General features: G+C 68.7%; 20 protein-coding genes. 4 read left to right on the top strand and 16 right to left on the bottom strand.

Annotated features, from left to right (window positions below; all coding sequences use genetic code 11):
• The first annotated feature begins 267 nt into the window (after positions 1–267).
• A complete protein-coding gene (locus H5395_RS07695) occupies positions 268–1,023 on the top strand; it encodes a sulfite exporter TauE/SafE family protein (protein WP_182791978.1) in 756 nt (251 codons plus the stop codon).
• A 2-nt stretch (positions 1,024–1,025) separates the two neighbouring features.
• Positions 1,026–1,373: a RidA family protein gene (locus H5395_RS07690; protein WP_182791977.1), complete on the top strand. Its 348-nt coding sequence runs from the start codon at positions 1,026–1,028 to the stop codon at positions 1,371–1,373.
• Here the strand turns inward: H5395_RS07690 and lpxB are convergent.
• The 14 genes from lpxB to pyrH form a co-directional block, all read right to left on the bottom strand.
• Positions 1,357–2,511, bottom strand: coding sequence for a lipid-A-disaccharide synthase (gene lpxB / locus H5395_RS07685; protein WP_182791976.1), 1,155 nt, complete (start codon positions 2,509–2,511; stop codon positions 1,357–1,359). The genes H5395_RS07690 and lpxB overlap by 17 nt on opposite strands.
• Before the next feature lie 61 nt (positions 2,512–2,572).
• Positions 2,573–3,373 (bottom strand): LpxI family protein, encoded by an 801-nt coding sequence (locus H5395_RS07680; protein WP_182791975.1) that lies wholly within the window; start codon positions 3,371–3,373, stop codon positions 2,573–2,575.
• Complete coding sequence (lpxA, locus tag H5395_RS07675) at positions 3,370–4,155, bottom strand: acyl-ACP--UDP-N-acetylglucosamine O-acyltransferase (RefSeq protein WP_182791974.1); 786 nt, start codon at positions 4,153–4,155, stop codon at positions 3,370–3,372. Before lpxA ends, H5395_RS07680 begins: the two co-directional genes overlap by 4 nt.
• Positions 4,148–4,624: a 3-hydroxyacyl-ACP dehydratase FabZ gene (gene fabZ, locus H5395_RS07670; protein ID WP_182791973.1), complete on the bottom strand. Its 477-nt coding sequence runs from the start codon at positions 4,622–4,624 to the stop codon at positions 4,148–4,150. The genes lpxA and fabZ overlap by 8 nt, the downstream gene beginning before the upstream one ends.
• Before the next feature lie 30 nt (positions 4,625–4,654).
• A complete protein-coding gene (locus H5395_RS07665) occupies positions 4,655–5,323 on the bottom strand; it encodes a nicotinate-nucleotide adenylyltransferase (RefSeq protein ID WP_370576409.1) in 669 nt (222 codons plus the stop codon).
• A 2-nt stretch (positions 5,324–5,325) separates the two neighbouring features.
• A complete protein-coding gene (locus H5395_RS07660) occupies positions 5,326–6,246 on the bottom strand; it encodes an OmpH family outer membrane protein (protein ID WP_182791972.1) in 921 nt (306 codons plus the stop codon).
• A complete protein-coding gene (bamA, locus tag H5395_RS07655; RefSeq protein ID WP_182791971.1) occupies positions 6,246–8,636 on the bottom strand; it encodes an outer membrane protein assembly factor BamA in 2,391 nt (796 codons plus the stop codon). Before bamA ends, H5395_RS07660 begins: the two co-directional genes overlap by 1 nt.
• Positions 8,637–8,736: 100 nt before the next feature.
• Entirely contained in the window at positions 8,737–10,071 is a 1,335-nt protein-coding gene (gene rseP, locus H5395_RS07650; RefSeq protein ID WP_182791970.1) for an RIP metalloprotease RseP, read from the bottom strand.
• The gene (dxr, locus tag H5395_RS07645; protein WP_182791969.1) at positions 10,068–11,240 is read right to left on the bottom strand and encodes a 1-deoxy-D-xylulose-5-phosphate reductoisomerase; all 1,173 of its coding nucleotides are present in this window, start codon (positions 11,238–11,240) and stop codon (positions 10,068–10,070) included. The genes rseP and dxr overlap by 4 nt, the downstream gene beginning before the upstream one ends.
• Position 11,241: 1 nt before the next feature.
• Positions 11,242–12,057: a phosphatidate cytidylyltransferase gene (locus H5395_RS07640; RefSeq protein WP_182791968.1), complete on the bottom strand. Its 816-nt coding sequence runs from the start codon at positions 12,055–12,057 to the stop codon at positions 11,242–11,244.
• The gene (gene uppS / locus H5395_RS07635; RefSeq protein WP_182791967.1) at positions 12,054–12,791 is read right to left on the bottom strand and encodes a polyprenyl diphosphate synthase; all 738 of its coding nucleotides are present in this window, start codon (positions 12,789–12,791) and stop codon (positions 12,054–12,056) included. Before uppS ends, H5395_RS07640 begins: the two co-directional genes overlap by 4 nt.
• 4 nt (positions 12,792–12,795) lie before the next feature.
• Positions 12,796–13,359, bottom strand: coding sequence for a ribosome recycling factor (gene frr / locus H5395_RS07630; RefSeq protein WP_182791966.1), 564 nt, complete (start codon positions 13,357–13,359; stop codon positions 12,796–12,798).
• Positions 13,360–13,446: 87 nt separating this feature from the next.
• Positions 13,447–14,346 carry an MBL fold metallo-hydrolase gene (locus H5395_RS07625; protein WP_182791965.1) on the bottom strand — a complete coding sequence of 300 codons (900 nt, stop codon included), beginning with the start codon at positions 14,344–14,346 and terminating at the stop codon, positions 13,447–13,449.
• Positions 14,347–14,398: 52 nt separating this feature from the next.
• Positions 14,399–15,088 carry a UMP kinase gene (gene pyrH, locus H5395_RS07620; RefSeq protein WP_220494894.1) on the bottom strand — a complete coding sequence of 230 codons (690 nt, stop codon included), beginning with the start codon at positions 15,086–15,088 and terminating at the stop codon, positions 14,399–14,401.
• Positions 15,089–15,215: 127 nt separating this feature from the next.
• Here pyrH and miaA point away from each other — a divergent pair, with 127 nt between their 5' ends.
• Both miaA and H5395_RS07610 read left to right on the top strand, forming a co-directional pair.
• Positions 15,216–16,133 carry a tRNA (adenosine(37)-N6)-dimethylallyltransferase MiaA gene (gene miaA, locus H5395_RS07615; protein WP_255440558.1) on the top strand — a complete coding sequence of 306 codons (918 nt, stop codon included), beginning with the start codon at positions 15,216–15,218 and terminating at the stop codon, positions 16,131–16,133.
• Between the two features lie 78 nt (positions 16,134–16,211).
• The gene (locus H5395_RS07610; protein ID WP_182791962.1) at positions 16,212–17,144 is read left to right on the top strand and encodes a helix-turn-helix domain-containing protein; all 933 of its coding nucleotides are present in this window, start codon (positions 16,212–16,214) and stop codon (positions 17,142–17,144) included.
• 411 nt (positions 17,145–17,555) lie between these two features.
• Here H5395_RS07610 and H5395_RS07605 read toward each other — a convergent pair whose 3' ends face one another.
• Complete coding sequence (locus H5395_RS07605; protein ID WP_182791961.1) at positions 17,556–18,362, bottom strand: RlmE family RNA methyltransferase; 807 nt, start codon at positions 18,360–18,362, stop codon at positions 17,556–17,558.
• Entirely contained in the window at positions 18,362–19,486 is a 1,125-nt protein-coding gene (locus H5395_RS07600; protein WP_182791960.1) for a Ppx/GppA phosphatase family protein, read from the bottom strand. Before H5395_RS07600 ends, H5395_RS07605 begins: the two co-directional genes overlap by 1 nt.
• Positions 19,487–19,570 lie beyond the last annotated feature (84 nt).

Below are 19,570 nucleotides of genomic sequence, written 5' to 3'. Positions count from 1 at the left end.
GCCGCTCAAGGCAGCCGGTCAGGGCTGCGATGGCGGAGGTCTCCGCCCTGCCCGGCTGCCGGCATCGTGGCGCCCGGTGACATTCCTGAATTGCCAGCAAGGGTGACATTTCTGGATGGTTGCAACACATGACGAAGTTCTCCGCCCGCATCAAAGCCTTGTCATCGCTGCACCCGAAGTTTCGCCTTTCGGAAACACCCGCGCAGTCCGCTTGCCGTTTCCGGGCAGGTTAGCCACCCTGAGCCGACTTCAGGGCAAGGACGCGACGTGACCGATTATCTTCTGCTGCTCGTCGCCGGGTTCCTCGGCGGAATGCTGAACGCGGTGGCAGGAGGCGGCACCTTCATCGTCTTTCCGGCGCTGGTCTTCACCGGTGTCCCGGTCGTCATGGCGAACGCGACCAGCACGGTGGCCGCCCTGCCCGGCTATCTCGCGGCCGCACTCGGCTTCCGGCACGAGATTGCCCGCATTCCACGCGACATCGTGCTGCGGCTGACGCTGTGGACGCTGCTGGGCGGCGCGCTCGGGTCAGCGCTGCTGCTGGTGTCCTCGAACGAGGCGTTTTCGGCCATCGTGCCCTTCCTGCTGCTTGCCGCGACGCTGATCTTTCTTGCCGGCCCGCAACTGCGGGCCTTCGCCTCGCGCTTCCGCAACGGCGTCACGGCCTTTGGCGCGGGCACCATGGTCCCGGTCGCGCTTTACGGAGGATATTTCAACGGCGGCCTCGGGATCGTGCTTCTGGCGCTGTTCTCGCTATGGGGGATGACGGACATCCACAGCATGAACGGCCTCAAAACCTGGCTGTCCTTTGCGCTGTCCACCATCAGCCTTGGAATTTTTGCCTGGGGCGGGCAGATCGCCTGGCTGCCCTGCCTGATCCTTGCCGTCGGCGCCATCATCGGGGGTCTCGCCGGCGCACCTGTCGCCCGGCTGATGTCCGTCGGCGTCCTGCGCGGGTTGATCGCGGTGGTGGGCTTCGGCATGACGGCGCTATTCTTCTGGCGCCTTATCAACGGAGCGTGAACATGGCGGAAATCAAGCGGATCGAATGCGGCCCCCGGATGAGCATGGCGGTCGTCCACAACGGCGTCGTCTATCTGGCCGGGCAGGTGGACAATCCCGGCGACAGCGTGACCGAGCAGACACGCGAGGTGCTGGCGCAGGTCGACCGGCTGCTGGCCGAGGCGGGGACCGACAAGACGCGCATTCTGACCGCCCAGATCTGGCTGGCCGACATGGCCGACTTTGCCGAGATGAACGCCGTCTGGGACGCCTGGGTGCCGCAGGGCCACTGCCCCGCCCGCGCGACGGGGGAAGCGAAGCTCGCTACCCCCGACTACAGGGTCGAGGCGATCATCACCGCCGCGCTGTAACCGCCGCCATCACCGACCGCGCCGCCCGCAAGCCGGGCGGCTCTCCTCCGCGGCCCAGCCGCTGCATCGCCAGGTCCATCGCGGCCAGTTGTTCGGCGCGGGCGTCGGGATCGTCCAGCAGGCGCAGCAGCGCGCTGGCCATGGGGCCGGGCTGGCAGTGCTTGCCCAGGAACTCGGGCACTGCGCGGGTCTCGCTGACGAGGTTCACCAGCGTCACCGTATCGGTCTTCAGCAGCATCCCCATCAGCGCCCGGCTGATCGGCGCCATGTCATAGCCGATCACCATCGGCACCCGGTTTGCGGCCAGTTCGAGGCTGACCGTCCCGGAGGCGGCCAGTGCCAGATCGGCGGCGGCGAATGCCGCGCGCTTGTCGGCCTGGTCCTGCACGATCACCGGCGCGGTCGGCCAGCGCCTTGCCATCCCGCCCAGCATGTCGGCGACGCCCGAAACGGTCGGCAGCACGACGCGGATCTCGGGCACCCGGTCGCGCAGCCGGATCAGCGCCTCGTCGAAGCGGGGGCCGAGCCGTTCGACCTCGCCGCGCCGCGATCCCGGCAGGCACAGGACAAGCGGCGCTTCGGCGGCAATGCCATGGGTTGCGCGGAAAGCCGCGGCCTCGTCAGGTGTCGCAACAGGCTCGGCCACGACTGGATGGCCAACAAAATCGCAGGTCATCCCGGCGGCCCGCATCAGCGGCGGCTCGAAGGGAAGAATGGCCAGCACATGGTCGATGACCTGCGCCATCTTCGCCGCCCGCCCCGCCCGCCATGCCCAGACCGAGGGCGCGACGTAATGCACGGTGCGGACCTGCGGCGCCGCGGCCCGAACGATCCGCGCCACCCGCAGCCCAAAATCGGGACTGTCGATCGTCACCAGCACATCGGGGGCCGCCGCGATCACCGCCCGCGCCGTTTCCGCGATCCGACGCTTGAGCGCGCGGTATTTCGGCAGGATCTCCCAGATGCCCATGAGGCTGAGCTCAGCCATGGGAAACAGGCTGCGCAGCCCCTGCGCGGCCATCGCCTCGCCGCCAATCCCCTGAAGCTCAAGGGCGGGGTCCAACTGCCGCAACCCGTCGATCAGCGCCCCGCCCAGACGGTCGCCCGAAGGCTCGCCCGCGATCAGGAAGGCCTTCATCGACCGTTGCCCGTCGCCTTGCAGCAGGCGGCAGGGGCTTCTTTCTGGCCCAAATACCCCGTCACTCCCGCGCCCACAGGAACAGCCCCGCAGCCTCGGCGGCGTCGATTGCCGCCTCGCGCTCCAGCAGCATCACGCCCCGGGCTTCCCAGGCGATCCCCGCCAGACCGGCGCGGGCAGCCTGCGCGACGGTATCGGGGCCGATCGCCGGCAGGTCGATGCGGCGGTCTTGCATCGGCTTCGGGGCCTTGTAAAGCACCCCGCGCCCGCCTGCCGCCACCGGCCGCAGCCCCTGATGTGCGGCGGCGAAATCCAGCATCGCCTCGGTCCCCGGCAGCGTCTCGAAGGCGAGGCAGAGGCCCTGCACCACCACGCAGCCCTGGCCGATGTCCAAAGGCCCTGTCACTCTCAGGATCTCGGCCGCACGCGCGGCATCGGCCCGGTCGGCCTCGGAGGGCTCGCCCACAAGCACGCCCGGACCGGGGACAAGATCAGGGCGGATCGCAGTGACGCCCACGACCTCGAAATCCCACTCTTCGAAAATCGCGATCAACTCGCGCAGCGCGCCATCGTCGCCCGCCTGCATTGCCGCCAGAAAACGCGGCACCAGCGTCGCGGTGCGCGGATCGAAAGCCTCGGGGTCAAGCCGGGGTCGGCGGATGGCACCGGCGAAGACGACGCAGGTGACGCCCTCGTCCGCAAGGCCATAAAGGAAGGGGACCAGCCGTTCCAGCCGGAAGGACGTTGCCGGGATCGGCGGGGCAAAGCCTTCCATTGCGTAGACGAGCGGGGCATCCAGCGCCTCGGCCAGAAGACCGGGCAGCGCCCCTTCGCCTGCGATGATCGCCGTCCTGCCGGTCATGCGGGGGGCTTCAGGAAGCTGCGCTCGCTGGGACCGAGGATGAAGTCCAGCACCTCGCGCTCCATCGGCGTGACCTCGCCTTCGGCCCGGGCGCGCGCGGCGTCGCGGAAGGACCCCGTCGCCAGCGCCGCCAGCAGATCGCGCAGCGCCGCGATGTCGCCCCGATCCGCGCCGCGCCGCTTGAGGCCAACGAGGTTCAGCCCCTCGAATTGCCCGCGCGGCCCCGACACCAGCGCGTGCGGCAGCACGTCCGCCGTCACCATCGTCAAGGCCCCGATCATGGCCCCGCGGCCGATGCGGACGAACTGGTGGATGCCGGACAACCCGCCGACGATCACCTCGTCCTCGATCACGCAATGCCCGGCAACGGCGACACTGTTGACCAGGATCACGCGGTCGCCGATCCGACAGTCATGGGCGACGTGGCAGCTTGCCATGAACAGCCCGTCATCGCCGACCTGCGTCAGCCCGCCGCCGCCGGCCGTGCCGGGATTCATCGTCACATATTCGCGTATGCGGTTGCGGGCGCCGATGACAAGCCGGGTCCGCTCTCCCTGAAACTTCAGGTCCTGGGGGATGCCGCCGATGCAGGCAAAGGGAAAGATGACGGTTTCGGCCCCGATCTCGGTGTCGCCCGCGACGACGACATGAGATTTCAGTTCGACCCCGTCACCCAGCCGCACCTCGGGACCGACATGGCAGAAGGGACCGATGCGGACGCCTTGCCCCAGTTCCGCACCCGTCTCGACGATGGCCGAGGGGTGGATGGCGGTGTCAGCCATCTGCCGGCGCCATCATCGCTGTGAACTCGGCCTCGGCGCAGATCTGGCCATCGACCTTGGCCTGCCCCGTGAACTTCCAGATCTTGCCGCCCGGGCGCTTGACGCGGACATGCAGTTCCAGCACGTCGCCGGGCTGGACCATGCGGCGGAACTTGCAGCCGTCGATGCCCATGAAATAGGTCAGCATGGTCTTGTCGATCATGTTCATGCTGATGCCCACCACGACCGCCGAGGTCTGCGCCATCGCCTCGACGATCAAGACGCCGGGCATCACCGGCTGGTCGGGGAAATGGCCGGGGAAATGCGGCTCGTTCGAGGTGACGCACTTGATCCCGACCGCGCCTTCATGGGGCACGATGTCCCGGACCCTGTCGATCATCAGGAAGGGATAGCGGTGCGGGATGATCCGCTTGATCAGAGCCAGATCGGCAGAGTCGTAGGGGGCGGGGTTGCGCGCGGTCTCGGCCATCTTGTGCTCCGAATATTTCCTTCGTGCCTATCAAATGGCTGGAAGACTTGGCAAGGCAGCCCCGGTTGTGCCAGCGGCGGGTCCATCTCGATGGGCGGCAAGCCGCGCGTGGCGGATGGCGCTGGAGGACAGGTCCGACATCGGCACGTTGACCAGCACCCAGGCGGGCGGCGTCCTGTCCGCCAGACGGCCCGCCTGGTCTTCGGGCAGGCGATGGGGGCCAAGGATGCGGGCCGCGCGCGAGGTGCGGGCAGATGTGCGCGAGCCGGGACGGGCGATCACCCCGATCGGCACCTGAGCCGCGATCCCGCGCCAGCGGTCCCACCGGCTGAACTGGATCAGGTTGTCCGACCCCATCAGCCAGACGAACCGCACGCCCGGATAACGCGCCCGCAGCACCGCGATGGTGTCGGCGGTCCAGCGCGTGCCCAGCCCCGCCTCGATCCCCGTGACAAGGATGCGCGGGTCGCGGGCAAGCCGGCGGGCCGCGTCGATCCGCTGGCCCAAGGGTGCCGGACCCTGCGGCTTCAGCGGATTGCCGGGGCTGACCAGCCACCAGACGCGGTCAAGCCGGAACCGCTGCAGCGCCATGCGGGTGATATGCAGATGCCCCTGATGGGCCGGGTCGAACGAGCCGCCGAGCAGGCCGATCCTCTGCCCGGCAAAGGCAAGGGGGCGGTCGCCTGATCCCTCCGCCACGCCTAGCGCGGGTCCTGCGGGGCAGCGGGCGCGCCTTCGGGCAGGTCCAGCGCCGTTCCGGCGGGCGCCGCGGCAGAGCCGTCGGGCGCGTCCTCGGGTCCGGCTCCTGCGCTTTCTTCCTCGGCAGCCTCCTCGCGCGCGCGGGACTGCGCCAAGGCGGCGGCCACGATCTCGCGCCCGTCGCCCAGTTCGGCATCCAGCGCCGCGATGGTGGCGGCAGTGACGTCGATGCGTTCATCGGCGATCAGCACGGTGCGCTGGTCCAGCACCACCAGCGCGCCGCGTGCCGTCATCAGCCGCCCCAGCACCGGCGCGGCCGCTTGGGCGAACAGGGCGCGGTCGAGATCGGACATCTCCGCCAAGGCATTGCGCGCGGCCTCGCGTTCCGCGCGGACCGCCATCACCCGTTCGTCGAAGCGGGCGGCGCGCTGGCGGAATTCCTCGGGCGACAGGGTGGCACGGGCGGCCGTCAGGGCATCCTCGTCGGCGACCAGATCGGCAAAGGCGCGGTCGTTGTCGGCGGCCACCTGCCGCGACCGGGCCGCGAGTTCGGCCTGGGCGCGCATCCCCCAGCGCGACTGGCGGTACATGGCCTCCTGGTCCACGGTCAGCACCGCCCGGCCCAGCGCGGCGGCGGCGCCCCCGGCCGGCAGAGTGGGCGGCACCACCCGCAGGGGCGCGCCACTTTCGGGACCGGGGCCGGCAGGCGGAGGTCCGCCGGGTGCAGCGGGCCGGGACAGTTCAGGCCCGGCAAGATCGCCCGCGTCATTCGGTGGAACCGGCGCCGGGGATTGCGGAGGACGGGCAGAGCCGAAGGGCGAGGGCCGCGCGGGCGGAGGCTCCTGCCCTGCCACAGGCGCCGGGGCGAGCAGCGCCCCCAGCAGCGCCGCCGCCAGACCCGCCTGCCCCAGCGCGCGGCGCATCAGAACCGGGTCGAGATCGACAGGTCGAAGGGCTGCGTGTTGTCGTAGTCCTCTTTCTTGATCGCCTTGGACAGGTTGAAGCGCAACGGCCCGATGGGCGTCGTCCAGAACAGCGACACCCCGACCGAGGCGCGGATGTTCATGCTGTCATCCACGCTGCCGTCGATGGCTTCGGTCACGTTGCCGTCCCCGTCGCGGTCGTTGGTGTCGCGGCCGTAACCGGCGACATTGTCCAGCCCCCAGACGGAACCGGCATCGGCGAAGATGCCGCCGCTGATCCCGTATTCCTCGGGCAGTCCCAGCGGGAACTGCGCCTCCGCGCGGGCGGCCCAGAAATAATTGCCGCCCAGCGCGTCCTCGTAGGGCGCATTCAGGTCGCGGGGACCGTAGCCGTTCGATTCAAAGCCGCGGATGCGGCCGGTCCCGCGGAAACGGTCGGTGATGCGGCTTTCGCTGTCGTTCAGCATGACCAGCGCGCCCGCCTCGAACTCGGCCCGCAGCGCGACTTCCTCGCGCCAGGCGCGGCTTTCGACGCCCGCCAGCATCGTCGTGGTGACCGCATCCACATCGCCGCCGAGGCCTGCGAAATCCTGGCTGAAGCGCAGCTTCCAGGCTGTCAGCGGGTCCAGGCCCGTGCCGCGCGTGTCGTAATTGTAGCTGTAGCCAAGCGCCGAGCTGACGCGCTCGCCCTGCTCGCCCACCAGGATCGGGGACGAGCCGATCCATTCGCCGGTTTCGGGATCGAAGCCGACGGGATCGACATCATACAGCTTGTCCTTGCTCAGCCGATAGCTGAGTTCGAGACGCCCGTTCTCGCTGACCGGGAACTCGATCCCCGTCGAAATTCCCAAGCTGCGCGTGTTGAAGCGGGCGTTGTCGTAATCCGACGTGCGGTACCAGGCCGACAGGCGGGCGCGCAGGTCGCGGGCCAGGAAGGACGGCTCGATGAAGCTGAAATCGAACCCCTGCGAGCCGCTGGCGGTCGAGAAGGACAGCGCAACGGTCTGACCGCGGCCAAGGAAGTTCTGCTCGGTCAGCGAGGCGTTGAAGCCGATGCCCTGGCTGGCGCCATAGCTGGCGCCAAAGCCGAGGCTGCCGGTCGGCTGCTCCTCGACGTTGACATCGACAATCACCTGCTGCGGGCTGGACCCTTCGCGCGTTTCCACCTGCGCGTCGGCGAAGTAGCCCAGCGCCCGGATGCGCTCGGCCGAGTTGCGGATCTCACGCGGGTTCAGGGGGTCGCCCTCGACGGTGCGGAACTGGCGGCGGATCACCTCGTCCAGCGTCGTCGTGTTGCCCTCGATGTCGATGCGCTCGACAAAGACACGCGGCCCGCGGGTCAGCGCGAAGGTCAGGTCCAGCGTCTGGTTGCGCGGGTTTCGCGTCACCCGAGGTTCGACCGCAAGGAAATTGGCGCCCTGCTGCAAGGCCACGGCCTCCAGCCGCTGGATCGAGTTCTCGACCGCCTGCGGGCTGTAGACCTGTCCCGGCCTAACCCGGTTCTGCGCCACATAGGCGTCGGCGGACACGCCCGGCACCTCGCTGACGACGGTGACATTGCCGAAGGTGTAACGCGGGCCTTCGTAGATGTTGTAGGTGACGAAGAACGCGTCGCGTTCGCGGGCGACCTCGGGCGCCACGGCCTGCACCCGGAAGTCGGCGTAACCGCGCGAGCGGTAGAAGTCGGTCAGCAACTGCTCGTCCAGTTGCGTCCGTTCGGGGGCGAAGACGTCGCGGCGGATGAAGGTCCGCAGGATGCCCGCCTGCTTGGTCGCCAGTACGTTCCGCAGCCGGCGGTCGGAAAAGGCGCGGTTGCCGGCGAATCCGATGCGCTCGATCTCGGTCAGGTCGCCTTCGCGGATCTCGAACACCAGATCCACGCGGTTGCCGGGGCGGCGGATCACGCGGGGATCGACGCGGGCGGCATAGCGCCCCTCGCTGGCATAGGCGGCAGCGATGGTCTGAGCGTCCCGTTCCGCCTGCGCGGGCGAGAACACCCGGCGCGACTGCGACTGCACGATCTCGCCCAGCCGTTCGTCGTTCAGGCGGCGGTTGCCCTCGAAGCTGATGACGTCGATGACCGGATATTCGCTGACGCGGATGACCAGCGTGCTGCCCTGCGGGACGATCTCGACCGTCTCGAACAGGCCCGACTGCTGCAGGCGCTGCTGCGCGTCATTCAGATCGCCCAGCGACAGGTCGGCGCCGCGGCGAATGTCGGCAAGCGACAGGATGGTTTCCGCATCGACGCCCTGCGCGCCTTCCAGCCGCACCTCGGAATAAACGGCGGCGACCGCCGGCATCCCCAGCATGACCGTCAGCGCCAGTCCCGAGACGAGCGCCCGCGTGCCCCTGATAGCCGGGCTTGCGCCCATCCTGCGATCCCACATGACCTGTCCCTTGCGCCTGGCGTATCGCGCCGGTTTTCCCGGCCGCATTTGCGGCAGGATTAAACCCCTGCCGCCTGTCCTGTCAAAGCAAACCCCCGCCTCAGCGGCAAAGTATGTCGTTGGAGAGGCCGAAGAACATCAGTGCCAGCACCAGCGCCACGCCGATGCGGGTCAGCACATCCATGACGCGTGCCGACGGCGGGCGGCCCGCCACGGCCTCCCATGTGTAGAAGGCAAGGTGTCCGCCATCCAGCACCGGGATCGGCAGCAGGTTCAGGAAACCGATGCCCGCCGACAGCACCGCGACCAGCCAGAAGAAGTTGCCCGCGCCCGAGCTGGCCGCGTCCCCCGCGACCTCGGCGATGGAAATCGCGCCGGACAGGTTGCAGCGGCCGATCTGCCCGGTGACCATGGCGACCAGCCCGGTCAGCGAGCCCCAGATCACGTCCCAGGTCTGCTGTGTGCCGATCCACAGCGCCTCGAACGGGTTGGGCGTCCGGGTGGCGGGGCGGATGTAGCCCTCTCCTCCGGTCACGCCGATCAGCCAGCGTTTCTCGAAGCCGCCATCGACGCGGGGCAGGTCCTGTTCGCGGGGGACAAGGACAAAATCGGCCTCTCCGGCGTCCTCGCGCCAGACGCGCATGGTGACGGGGCGGCCCTGCGCGGCCTCGACGGTCGGTCGCAGGTCGGTGAAGCGGGTGATCGGCCGGCCTTCGACCGCCAGGATCACATCGCCGGGCCGCAGGTCCACCGCCGAGGCGGCGCTGCGCGGCCCCACGCCCGAGACGCGCGGTGGCGCGACATCGGGGGCGGTGACGGTGATCTCGTTGCCCCCACGGCGGACGGTCCACTGCTGCTGCGGCGCGGGCGGCAGCGTCTCGGACAGGCGGAACAGCGCGCCCCAGTCGGTGACGGGCTGTCCTCCGACGGCCAGCACCTCGTCGCCGGGCCGCAGGTCGTTGGTGATGCCGGGGGGCGCGGGCGCGATCTCGCCCACCACCACGCGGTCGGTGGCAAGCCCCTGCCACATGACCACGCCCGCAAAGACGGCAGCGGCCAGGATGAAGTTGAAGAACGGCCCCGCCGCAACGGTGGCGAACCGCGCCCAGAGCGGCGCACCCCCCAGCGTCTGCCGCGCCAGCCTTGGGTCGACCGAGCCGTCGCGGGTGGCGCTGGCCACATCCGCATCCCCGAGGAAGCGGACATACCCGCCAAGCGGGATCGCCGCGACCTGCCAGACGGTGCCGCGCCGGTCGCGGCGGGCGAACAGCCGCGGCCCGAAGCCTAGCGAGAAGACCTCGGCCCGGATGCCCGACCAGCGGCCGACGATGTAATGGCCGTATTCGTGGACGCCCACGATGATCGACAGCGCGATGATGAAGGCGGCGACCGTCCAGGCAAAGCCGCCCATCTGTCCGGCGATTTCCCCGATCATGCCGCCGCCTGCCACACGGCGGCGTCACGCCGCGCTTGCGCGTCCCATTCCAGAACGGTCTGCAGGCTGTCGGGACTGTTCCCGAAGCCCGCCCGCCCCGCCGCGAGATCAAGCGCATGCGCGACCGCCCCCGCCATGTCGGTGAAGCGGATGCGGCCGGTGATGAAATCGTCCAGCGCCTGTTCCTTGGCCGCGTTCAGCACCGCCCCAGCGGCCCCGCCCTGCGCGATCACCTGCCGCGCCAATGCCAGCGCCGGCCAGCGCGTCCCGCAGGGGGCACGGAAGGTCAGGCTGCCCAGGGCGGCAAGGTCCAGCCGCGGCAACGGCAGCTTCTCGCGCCGGGGCCAGTGCAGCGCATGGCCGATGGCATGGCGCATGTCCGGCGGCCCCAGATGCGCCAGCGTGCCGCCGTCGATATAGGCGACAAGCGCATGGACGATGGATTCGGGATGGATCAGGACGGCGATGCGGTCTTCCGGCAGGCCGAAGAACTCATGCGCCTCGATGACTTCCAGCGCCTTGTTGAACATCGAGGCGCTGTCGATGGTGATGCGCTGGCCCATGTCCCAGTTCGGATGGCTGGACGCCTCGGCCACCGTGGCCCGGGCCAGCCGCTCAAGCGGCCAGTCGCGGAAGGCGCCGCCCGAGGCGGTCAGGGTGACAAGCTCGACCCGGTCGAGACTGTTATTCTCAAGGCACTGGAAAACGGCGGAATGTTCCGAATCCACCGGCAGGATCGTGGCGCCGCTGCGCTGTGCGGTGCCCATCAGTAGGCGGCCTGCGGCAACAAGGCTTTCCTTGTTCGCCAATGCCAGCGTGCCGCCGCGCTGGACCACCCGCAGGCCGGGGGCAAGCCCCGCCGCGCCCACGATCGCCGACAAGGTCCAGTCGGCAGGCCGGTCGGCGGCCTCGGCGATGGCGGTCGTGCCGGTCGCGGCCTCGACCCCCGACCCCTCCAGAGCCTCGCGCAGATCAGGCAGCAGCGCTTCGTCGGCGATCACGGCGATCTCGGCCCGCAGGGCGCGCGCCATCTCGGCCAGCCGCGCGACGTTGCGCCCGCCGGTCAGGGCGACCGTCCGCCATGTCGCGGGTCCGCCTGACCGCATCAGCAGGTCGAAGGCGCTTTCCCCGACCGAGCCGGTCGCGCCGAAGATGGAAACGCTGCGCATCTCAGCCCACGATCGGCAGCCAGTTGCCCAGGCCCAGCACCGTCGCTGCGGCGAGCGATCCTGCCATCGCATCGAAACGGTCCATCAGCCCTCCGTGTCCGGGGATCAGGCGCGAGCTGTCCTTTACGCCGACCCGCCGCTTGATCCAGCTTTCGGCGATATCGCCCATCTGGCCGGCAAAGGCGAGAAGCGGGCCGATCACGATCACGCCGGGATCGGCCCGGCCGAGGATCACGAGGATGATCCCCAACAGCACCGCACCGGCCCAGCCGGCGACAGTCCCGCTCCATGTCTTCTTCGGGCTGATGGCGGGCCAGAACTTGGGGCCGCCGACGCTGCGGCCGACGAAGTAACCCAGCACGTCCGACAGCACGACCAGGGCCACGATCCAGACCGCCTCGCCCAAGCCGAAGGTGATGCGTATCCACAGCAGCCCCCAAGCCGCCAAGACCATCATCAGGCTGAAGCCGACATAGGCAAGCCGCAGCTCGCGCCGGGCGATGCGGGTGCCGAGGCCAAGGGACAGGATGAAGGCCAGCGCCCCCCACGATCCCCAAAGCAGCGTCAGGGCCATCGCCAGGCCTGACAGCAGGCCGACGCCGATCACCCGGCCACGCTGCGGCGCCGGGACCACGAGGCGGGTCAGTTCCCACATCAGGGCCGCGAACAGAACCGAGATGCCGATGCTGGCCACCAGCACCGGCAGCAACAGCAGCGCGGTGCCGGCAACAAGGATGATCAGCGCCGAGCCGAGCCGCTCGGCCAGATCGGGCCAGCGGCCCTGTGGCGCGACGCGCGGTGGGCGCAGGCCCCTCATGCCGCTCCGAAACGGCGCTGGCGCAGGCTGGTGCGGTCGAGGATCTCGGCCAGATGTGCCGGCGAGAAATCGGGCCACAGCACCGGCGTGAACTCGTATTCCGCATAGGCCGCCTGAAACGGCAGGAAATTCGAGGTCCGCGTCTCGCCCGAGGTGCGGATCACCAGATCCGGGTCGGGCTGGCCGGCGGTGTCGAGGCAGGCGGCAAGGTCGGCCTCGCCGGGCCTTGCGATCTCGCCGGCCGCGATCCTGCCGGCCAGCCGCGCCGCCGCCCGCGCAAGCTCGTCGCGGCCACCGTAGTTGATGGCGACGGTCAGGTTCAGGCGGCAGTTGCCCGCCGTCCGCGCCTCGATCCCCGCCATCAGCGCCTGCAGCTTGGGGTCCAGCCGCTCGCGCCCGCCGATGAAGCGCATCCGCACGCCCTCAGCCGCCATGGCGTCGGCCTCGCGCCGGATATAGCGGGCGAAGATACCCATCAGGCCCAGCACTTCCTCGGTCGAGCGCTTCCAGTTCTCGGTCGAGAAGGCGTAAAGTGTCAGCCAGTTCACGCCGAGGTCTGGCGCCGCCCGGACGATCTGCTTGACCCGCTCGGCCCCGCGACGGTGGCCGACGAGGCGCGGCCAGCCCCGCTCGCTGGCCCAGCGCCCGTTGCCGTCCATGATGATCGCGACATGGCGGGAGCGGGCTGCGCCATTGGCGAAGGCGGGCGTGATGACCGGCGCTGCTTCGGCCATGATGTCAGACCTGCATGATTTCGGCTTGTTTAGACTCGAGCGCCTTGTCCACCTCGGCGATCATCTTGTCGGTCAGTTCCTGCACCGAGGATTCCCAGAACTTCTGGTCGTCCTCTGCCATGCCCTTGGACTTGCCCTTCTTGATCTGGTCCATGCCGTCGCGGCGCACGTTGCGGATCGCGACGCGGGCGCTTTCGGCATATTGCGCGGCGACCTTGGTCAGCTCGCGCCGGCGTTCCTCGTTCAGTTCGGGGATCGGCAGCATGATGATGGTGCCGTTGGTCTGCGGGTTGATGCCGAGGCCGCTTTCGCGGATCGCCTTTTCCACCTTGCCGACCATGCCCTTGTCCCAGATGTTGATCGTGACCATGCGCGGTTCCGGCACGTTCACGGTCCCAAGCTGGTTGATCGGCGTGGGCGAGCCATAGGCGTCCACGGTAATCGGGTCGATCATGCTGGCCGAGGCGCGGCCCGTCCGCAGGGATGAAAATTCGTGCCGCAGGCTGTCCATCGCGCCTTTCATCCGGCGTTCAAGGTCATCCGTATCGATCTCGATCTCGTCGGCCATAATCCTGCTCGCAGATAGTTTTTTCGCTCTATAGCCGCTTGCGGACGGGTTTGTATAGGTGCACTGCCGCCGCAGTTGCAGACAGGTTTACGCTTTCTCGTAGGCGCTGCCGTCCCCGGCCCGGCGGGCGCGGGCGACATACTCGCCCTTTTCCGGCACCGCCACCGCCCGGAACTCGCGCGCGAGCCGGTGCAGCGCCGCGCGCATCTCGGGGCCGCGCATGGGCTGGCCGTGAAAGGTCACGGCAAGTTCGGGTCCCAGCGCGGCGAGCTTCTTCACCGACTCCTCGGCGGCTTCCCAGTCGATGGTGAAATACATCGGTGGGCCGTGCATCTGCGGCTCTTGCAGGGCAACGTCATAGGCGGACTCCTGCCCTGTCGTGCAGAAGGCATCGCCCACGATCAGGGCGCGATCCCCGTCGCGCCAGAGCGAGACATGACCAACCGAGTGGCCGGGCGTGTGGACCCAGCGCCAGCCCGGCATGAACGGCACGCTGCCATCCTCGGGCAGCGGGCGCAGGCGCGCGCCGACATCCACGGGCGACCTGGGGTAAAGACGCGAGAGGCGCGCCATCAGCCCGCCGCCGACGCTTGGATCCGCGGGCGGATAGGCGGCGCTGCCGTTCAGGTAGGGGTGTTCAAGCGGATGCGCGTAGACGGGGGCGTCCCATTCCTCGGCCAGCTGCTCCAGCGCGCCGACATGGTCGAAATGACCATGCGTCATGACAATGGCGGCGGGGCGCGATCCTTCCCCGAAGCGCGCCTGCGCGGCACTGCGGATCAGGCCCGCCGTCCCGGTCAGCCCCGCGTCGATCAGCACCCATTCGCGATCCCCTGCGCCCGAGGGGCCCACGAAGATCACGTTGACAATGCCCAGGCGCCGATAGGCCAGATCGGGCGCGACCTCATGCGTATGGTCGCGCCGTGCGGCATCCAGTTCCGGCTCGACCGCGCTTGCGTCGTCGGAAAGGGGGATCTGTTCGGACATGGCCGCCTCGTTTCTGGCTTCAAGGCAGAACGAACGCGGCGGGCCGGGGTTCCTATTCGTGCACCCGCGTATAGGTGCCGTTCCCCGCCAGGATGCCGCAGAAGCCGCCCGGCTCGTCCAGCGAGAAGACGATGATCGGCAGGTTGTTGTCCCGCGCCAGCGCGATGGCCGAGGCGTCCATGACGTTCAGGTGCTTCTGCAGCACTTCGTCATAGCTCACGTTGTCGTAACGCACCGCGTCGGCATGCTTCTTGGGATCCTTGTCATAGACCCCGTCCACCTTGGTGCCCTTGAAGATCACCTCGCAGTTCATCTCGTTGGCGCGCAGCGTGGCCGCGGTGTCGGTGGTGAAATACGGGTTCCCGGTTCCGGCCGCGAAGATGATGACGCGCTTCTTTTCCAGATGACGGATGGCGCGGCGGCGGATGTAGGGCTCGGCCACCTCGTCCATGCGGATGGCGCTGATGACGCGGGTGTGGATGCCCTCGGCTTCCAGCGCCGCCTGCATGGCCAGCGCGTTCATCACCGTGGCCAGCATCCCCATGTAGTCGGCGGTCGCCCGCTCCATCCCTTGGGCGCTGCCCTGAAGGCCACGGAAGATGTTGCCGCCGCCGATCACCATGCAGATCTCGGTGCCGAGATCATGAACGGATTTCACCTCATTGGCGATGCGGGCGACGGTCGGCGGATGCAGCCCGTAGCCCTCATCCCCCATCAGCGCCTCGCCGGAGATCTTCAGCATGACCCGGTCATAGCCGACGGCCTGCGGTGCGGCGGTCGAGGGTGGCGCGGGGTTGGTCAGGTCGGTTTCGGTCATGCTGTGGCCCCCGCGGATTTCATCGGCCGGCAAAATGACGCAGATAGAGCGCATGATCAACACCGCCTCCGCCGCGTCAGACGATCCCTCGCGGATTGAACGGCTCGTCGCCGCCATCGACCCGAGCCGCCCGGTCCTGATCGCGGGACCGACCGCATCGGGCAAGTCGGCGATGGCGCTGCGGATCGCGCGGGCGATTGGCGGTGTGGTGGTCAATGCCGATGCCCTGCAGGTCTGGTCCTGCTGGCGGGTGCTGACGGCGCGCCCCTCGACCGAGGATGAAGCCGCGGCCCCGCACCTGCTTTACGGCCATATCGCGCCGGGGCGCAGCTATTCCGTCGGAGACTGGCTGGCCGAGGTCGCGGCATTGCTGGACCGGTCCCGCCCGCTGGTGATCGCAGGGGGGACCGGGCTTTACCTGTCGGCGCTGACCTCGGGCCTGGCCGTCATTCCCCCGGTCCCCGCAGAGATCCGGGCAAAGGGCGACGCATGGCTGGCGCGTGGCGGGCTGGAGGAGATGATCGAGGCGCTGGACGCGCGCACCCGCGCGGGTCTGGACCTGCGGAACCCGGCCCGCGTCCAGCGCGCGTGGGAGGTGCTGAGCGCGACCGGACGGGGGCTTGCCGACTGGCAGGCCGAAACGCCGCCGCCGCTGATTCCGGCGGGCGGGGCGCAGCGCTTCGTGCTGCAGACGGACCGCGACCGGCTTGCCCGGCGCATCGCCGCGCGCTTTGACACGATGCTGCAGCGGGGCGCGCTGGACGAGGTGCGGCAGATGCTGCCCCTCTGGCAGACAGGCGCGCAATGGACCCGCGCGATCGGCGCGGCCGAGCTGAAGGGCCACCTGGAAGGGCACGCAACGCTGGCCGAAGCGACGGAGCGCGCGGTCATCTCGACGCGTCAATATGCGAAAAGCCAGCGCATCTGGTTCCGCAACCGGATGCGCAACTGGACCATTGTTCACGTTTAAGGAATTTCGGGGAACGTTAGTGGTTTATCAACGTTTTATGTGCGATATTTACGCATAGCGATCCTTGGGGGCAGGCCGATGTCCGCTGACCCGAACACATTTACCGACAGCCTTTATCCCGCCGGTTGCCTTGTCGATGCGCCGGATGCGTTCACGCCCTCGCCGCCGGCGAATTTGCCGCAGCCCGCAGCACCGATCACGCCCTATGCCGGGCGGCCGCGGCCGCCCGAAACCGGGCTGCGGCTGCTGCCGCTCGACAGCTTTGTCTGGGGGGGCGCTGCCCGGCCGGATGGCGTCCGGCGCGGCCGGACCCGCGGGGACCATTGCCTGATCCGTGTCACGGCAGGCGTGATGCGGATCATCCTGCCCAGCGGTGCGGTGGATCACGGCGCCGGCAGCGTGATCTTCGTGCCCGCCGGCACCGCCTTTGCCGCCGATCCCCAGCCCGGCGTGGCAGGTCAGGCACTGCTGATGCAGCGCGACATGGGCCGGCGACTGGCGCTGCCGAACCGCATCGTGGTCGGCAGCGGGGCCAGCGATGCCTTTTCGGCCGATATCGCCGCACTGGCAATGCGCGGCCGCGACCCCATCGCCAGCGCAACCGCTGCCTGCCGGCTGGAACTGATTGCGGCCACGCTGCACCGCCTGTCTGCCCGGCCGGAACCTGCAGGCCCTGCCCTGCCCGGCCAAGACAGCCGCGCGCTGGTCGAGGCCTATTGCGAACTCGCGGGCCGAGAGATGGGTCGCGGACGGACCATCGCCGATCTGGCCGAGGCGCTGGGCACGACGGCGGGTGGGCTGGACATGGCCTGCCGCCGGCAGCGGGGCTGCTCGGCGCTGGATCTGATCTACAAGCTGCGGGTCGAACGTGCGGTGGCGCTGCTGCCGGATCGCACCCGCAGCCTTGCCCAGATCGCCGAGGATCTCGGCTTCACCGGAACCGCGCATCTGAACCGCGTCATGATGGCACTTGCGGGACGACCGGCAGAAGCGTTCCGGGCACATGCGTGACGCAAGGCTGCGCCCGAAATGGCGGGGGAGATCTGAAGACACGGAAGGGACTGCTGGCAATCAGCGCAGGGAGAGGCAGAGCCGAAGAACACCCCCTTCGTCGAAACTGACGGATTCCCAGGCACGCCAAAGGCGACGCAAAATACCGGAAGGTTCCACGATCCGGTTGCCGCCATGAACCGCCAGCACAGCCTGACCAGATGGTTTGAAACCTGCTGTGAAGGAGCGAATTTCACCCGGCCCCTGCCCGGAATGCGAATGTCACTCCGTCCAGGAATATTCCACCTTTCTTCGTGCCGAAGCACGCACCGCCTTTCCATGGAAATCTGTTGTCACCTGTGGAACTGCTTGGGAAAATAGCCGGATTCGGCCATTCTGCGGCTACCTGCGTGATCGACCGGCGCCCTGCCTTCAGGCGCTTTCATCCGAGGCATTCACGGCAGGCTCTTGGGCGATGGCCTCCCTGCCCCCGCGAAAGCCCATTGCGACAACGAATTTCTCGGATGAATCCGACCGGCTCGCCGGCGGCTTCACATTCGCGACCGTGGCGAAGTTCTGCTTGAGGATCGCCTGCAGCCCCTGCTCGGCCCCGCCTGCCAGCACCTTGGCGACAAAGGTGCCACCCGGTTCCAGCACGTCGAATGCGAAATCGGCCGCAGCCTCGACCAGCGCCACGATCCGCAGATGATCCGTGCCCTTGTGGCCCGAGGACGCGGCGGCCATGTCCGACATCACCACATCCGCGCGACCCCCAAGCCAGGCCTTGACCTGCTCGTCCGCGCCATCGGACAGGAAATCGAGCTGATGGATCTCGGCCCCCGCGATCGGATCGACCGCCTGCAGGTCCACGCCCAGGACACGCCCCTGCGGCTTGCCACGCGCCTCGCCCAAGGCATTCACCCGGCCTGCGGCGACCTGGCACCAGCCGCCCGGCGCGCAGCCGAGGTCCACGACCCGCGCCCCAGGCTTGAGGAAGCCGTATTTGTCATCCAGTTCAAGGATCTTGTAGGCGGCGCGGCCGCGATACCCTTCGCGTTTCGCCCGGGCGACGTAAGGGTCGTTCAACTGCCGTTCCAGCCAGAGGGTCGAGGAGAGCTTGCGCCCCTTGGCCGTCTTGACCCGCACCCGCAAGTCGCGTTGGCCGCGCCCCGACGTGCCCTTGCCCGCCCGGCTGCCCGGCACGGGGCCGCGACCCTTGCCACCCGATCCCGTCGCCATCACGCCACCCCCTTCAGACCGTCCGAGGTGAGCACCCCGTCGCGCACCATCTGCGCGTAAAGAAGCCCCTCGCGCAGCCCCCGGTCGGCGACCGACAGGCGGTTGGTGGGCCAGACCCGCATCAACGTCTGCAGGATCGCCGCGCCCGACATGATCAACGCGTGCCGTTCCCGCCCGATCCGCGGATCGGTGCGACGTCCCTCGGGCCCAAGCGCGAGATAGTTCTGGATTACCCGGTCAATCTGCGCCGTCGTCATCGTCAGCCCGTCCACCTTGGTGCGGTCATAACGCTTTAGCCCGAGATGGCTGGCCGCGACGGTCGTCACCGTGCCGGAGGTGCCGATGATCTGGAACTTGTCGTCGGCCTTCGAACCCGTGGCGTAGGGGGCGAAGCTTTCCAGCATCTGCTCGAACTGCCAGCTCATCAGGGCGAAGCGCGCGGGATCGTCATTCACGTCGTCGAACTGGTCGCGCAGGGTCGCAACGCCCAGCGGCACGCTGATCCAGTCCACCACCCGCGCCGAACCCGGCGAGCGGTCGCCGAAGCCGTCCGCCAGCCGCATGATCGCGCGGGGACGCTCGGCTGGTTCCACGTCGCCCAGGTCGATCCAGACCAGCTCGGTCGAGCCGCCGCCGATATCCACCACCAGCAACTGTTCCGTCCGCAGGCTGACCAGCGGCGCGCAGGAGATCACGGCAAGCTGCGCTTCCTCCTCAGGGGCGATGATTTCCAGCGGCAGGCCGGTCTCGCGCCGGATCATCCGCAGGAAATCGCGGCTGTTGCGGGCACGGCGGCAGGCCTCGGTCGCGACCAGCCGCATCCGGCGGACGCCATGCTGTTCGATCTTGCGCCGGCATACCTGCAGCGCATGAACGGTCCGGGTCATGGACTGACCCGACAAACGGCCGGATGCCTCGAGGCCGTGTCCCAGCTGGACCGGCTTCGAGAAACTGTCGATCACCTGGAACTGACTGCCCGTCGGGCGGGCAATCAGCATCCGGCAACTGTTCGTGCCCAGATCGAGGGCCGCGTAAAGCGACCCCTCGTCGGGCTGGCGGGTGACGGCAAGCGAGGCCGCAATGGCCAAGGACGCGTCCGCACCCGCGGGACGCCTGGGCGTCATCTGTAACGCCCTCCGAAATCGTGTTGGATCAAAGGTAATCGTCACGGTGAAGCTGTTCAACCCCGTCGCTAGTGACCGCATCGA

Source organism: Paracoccus sp. MC1854, assembly GCF_014164635.1.
Lineage (GTDB): Bacteria > Pseudomonadota > Alphaproteobacteria > Rhodobacterales > Rhodobacteraceae > Paracoccus.
The sequence above is the reverse complement of the archived record's forward strand: the minus strand, read 5'-3'. Positions and strand labels throughout refer to the sequence as shown.

Coding starts and splice junctions, on each gene's coding strand:
- H5395_RS07690 (WP_182791977.1), top strand. CDS start 1,026: ATGGCGGAAATCAAGCGGATCGAATGCGGCCCCCGGATGAGCATGGCG.
- lpxB (WP_182791976.1), bottom strand. CDS start 2,511: ATGAAGGCCTTCCTGATCGCGGGCGAGCCTTCGGGCGACCGTCTGGGC.
- H5395_RS07680 (WP_182791975.1), bottom strand. CDS start 3,373: ATGACCGGCAGGACGGCGATCATCGCAGGCGAAGGGGCGCTGCCCGGT.
- lpxA (WP_182791974.1), bottom strand. CDS start 4,155: ATGGCTGACACCGCCATCCACCCCTCGGCCATCGTCGAGACGGGTGCG.
- fabZ (WP_182791973.1), bottom strand. CDS start 4,624: ATGGCCGAGACCGCGCGCAACCCCGCCCCCTACGACTCTGCCGATCTG.
- H5395_RS07660 (WP_182791972.1), bottom strand. CDS start 6,246: ATGCGCCGCGCGCTGGGGCAGGCGGGTCTGGCGGCGGCGCTGCTGGGG.
- bamA (WP_182791971.1), bottom strand. CDS start 8,636: ATGTGGGATCGCAGGATGGGCGCAAGCCCGGCTATCAGGGGCACGCGG.
- rseP (WP_182791970.1), bottom strand. CDS start 10,071: ATGATCGGGGAAATCGCCGGACAGATGGGCGGCTTTGCCTGGACGGTC.
- dxr (WP_182791969.1), bottom strand. CDS start 11,240: ATGCGCAGCGTTTCCATCTTCGGCGCGACCGGCTCGGTCGGGGAAAGC.
- H5395_RS07640 (WP_182791968.1), bottom strand. CDS start 12,057: ATGAGGGGCCTGCGCCCACCGCGCGTCGCGCCACAGGGCCGCTGGCCC.
- uppS (WP_182791967.1), bottom strand. CDS start 12,791: ATGGCCGAAGCAGCGCCGGTCATCACGCCCGCCTTCGCCAATGGCGCA.
- frr (WP_182791966.1), bottom strand. CDS start 13,359: ATGGCCGACGAGATCGAGATCGATACGGATGACCTTGAACGCCGGATG.
- H5395_RS07625 (WP_182791965.1), bottom strand. CDS start 14,346: ATGTCCGAACAGATCCCCCTTTCCGACGACGCAAGCGCGGTCGAGCCG.
- pyrH (WP_220494894.1), bottom strand. CDS start 15,088: ATGCTGAAGATCTCCGGCGAGGCGCTGATGGGGGATGAGGGCTACGGG.
- miaA (WP_255440558.1), top strand. CDS start 15,216: ATGATCAACACCGCCTCCGCCGCGTCAGACGATCCCTCGCGGATTGAA.
- H5395_RS07610 (WP_182791962.1), top strand. CDS start 16,212: ATGTCCGCTGACCCGAACACATTTACCGACAGCCTTTATCCCGCCGGT.
- H5395_RS07605 (WP_182791961.1), bottom strand. CDS start 18,362: ATGGCGACGGGATCGGGTGGCAAGGGTCGCGGCCCCGTGCCGGGCAGC.
- H5395_RS07600 (WP_182791960.1), bottom strand. CDS start 19,486: ATGACGCCCAGGCGTCCCGCGGGTGCGGACGCGTCCTTGGCCATTGCG.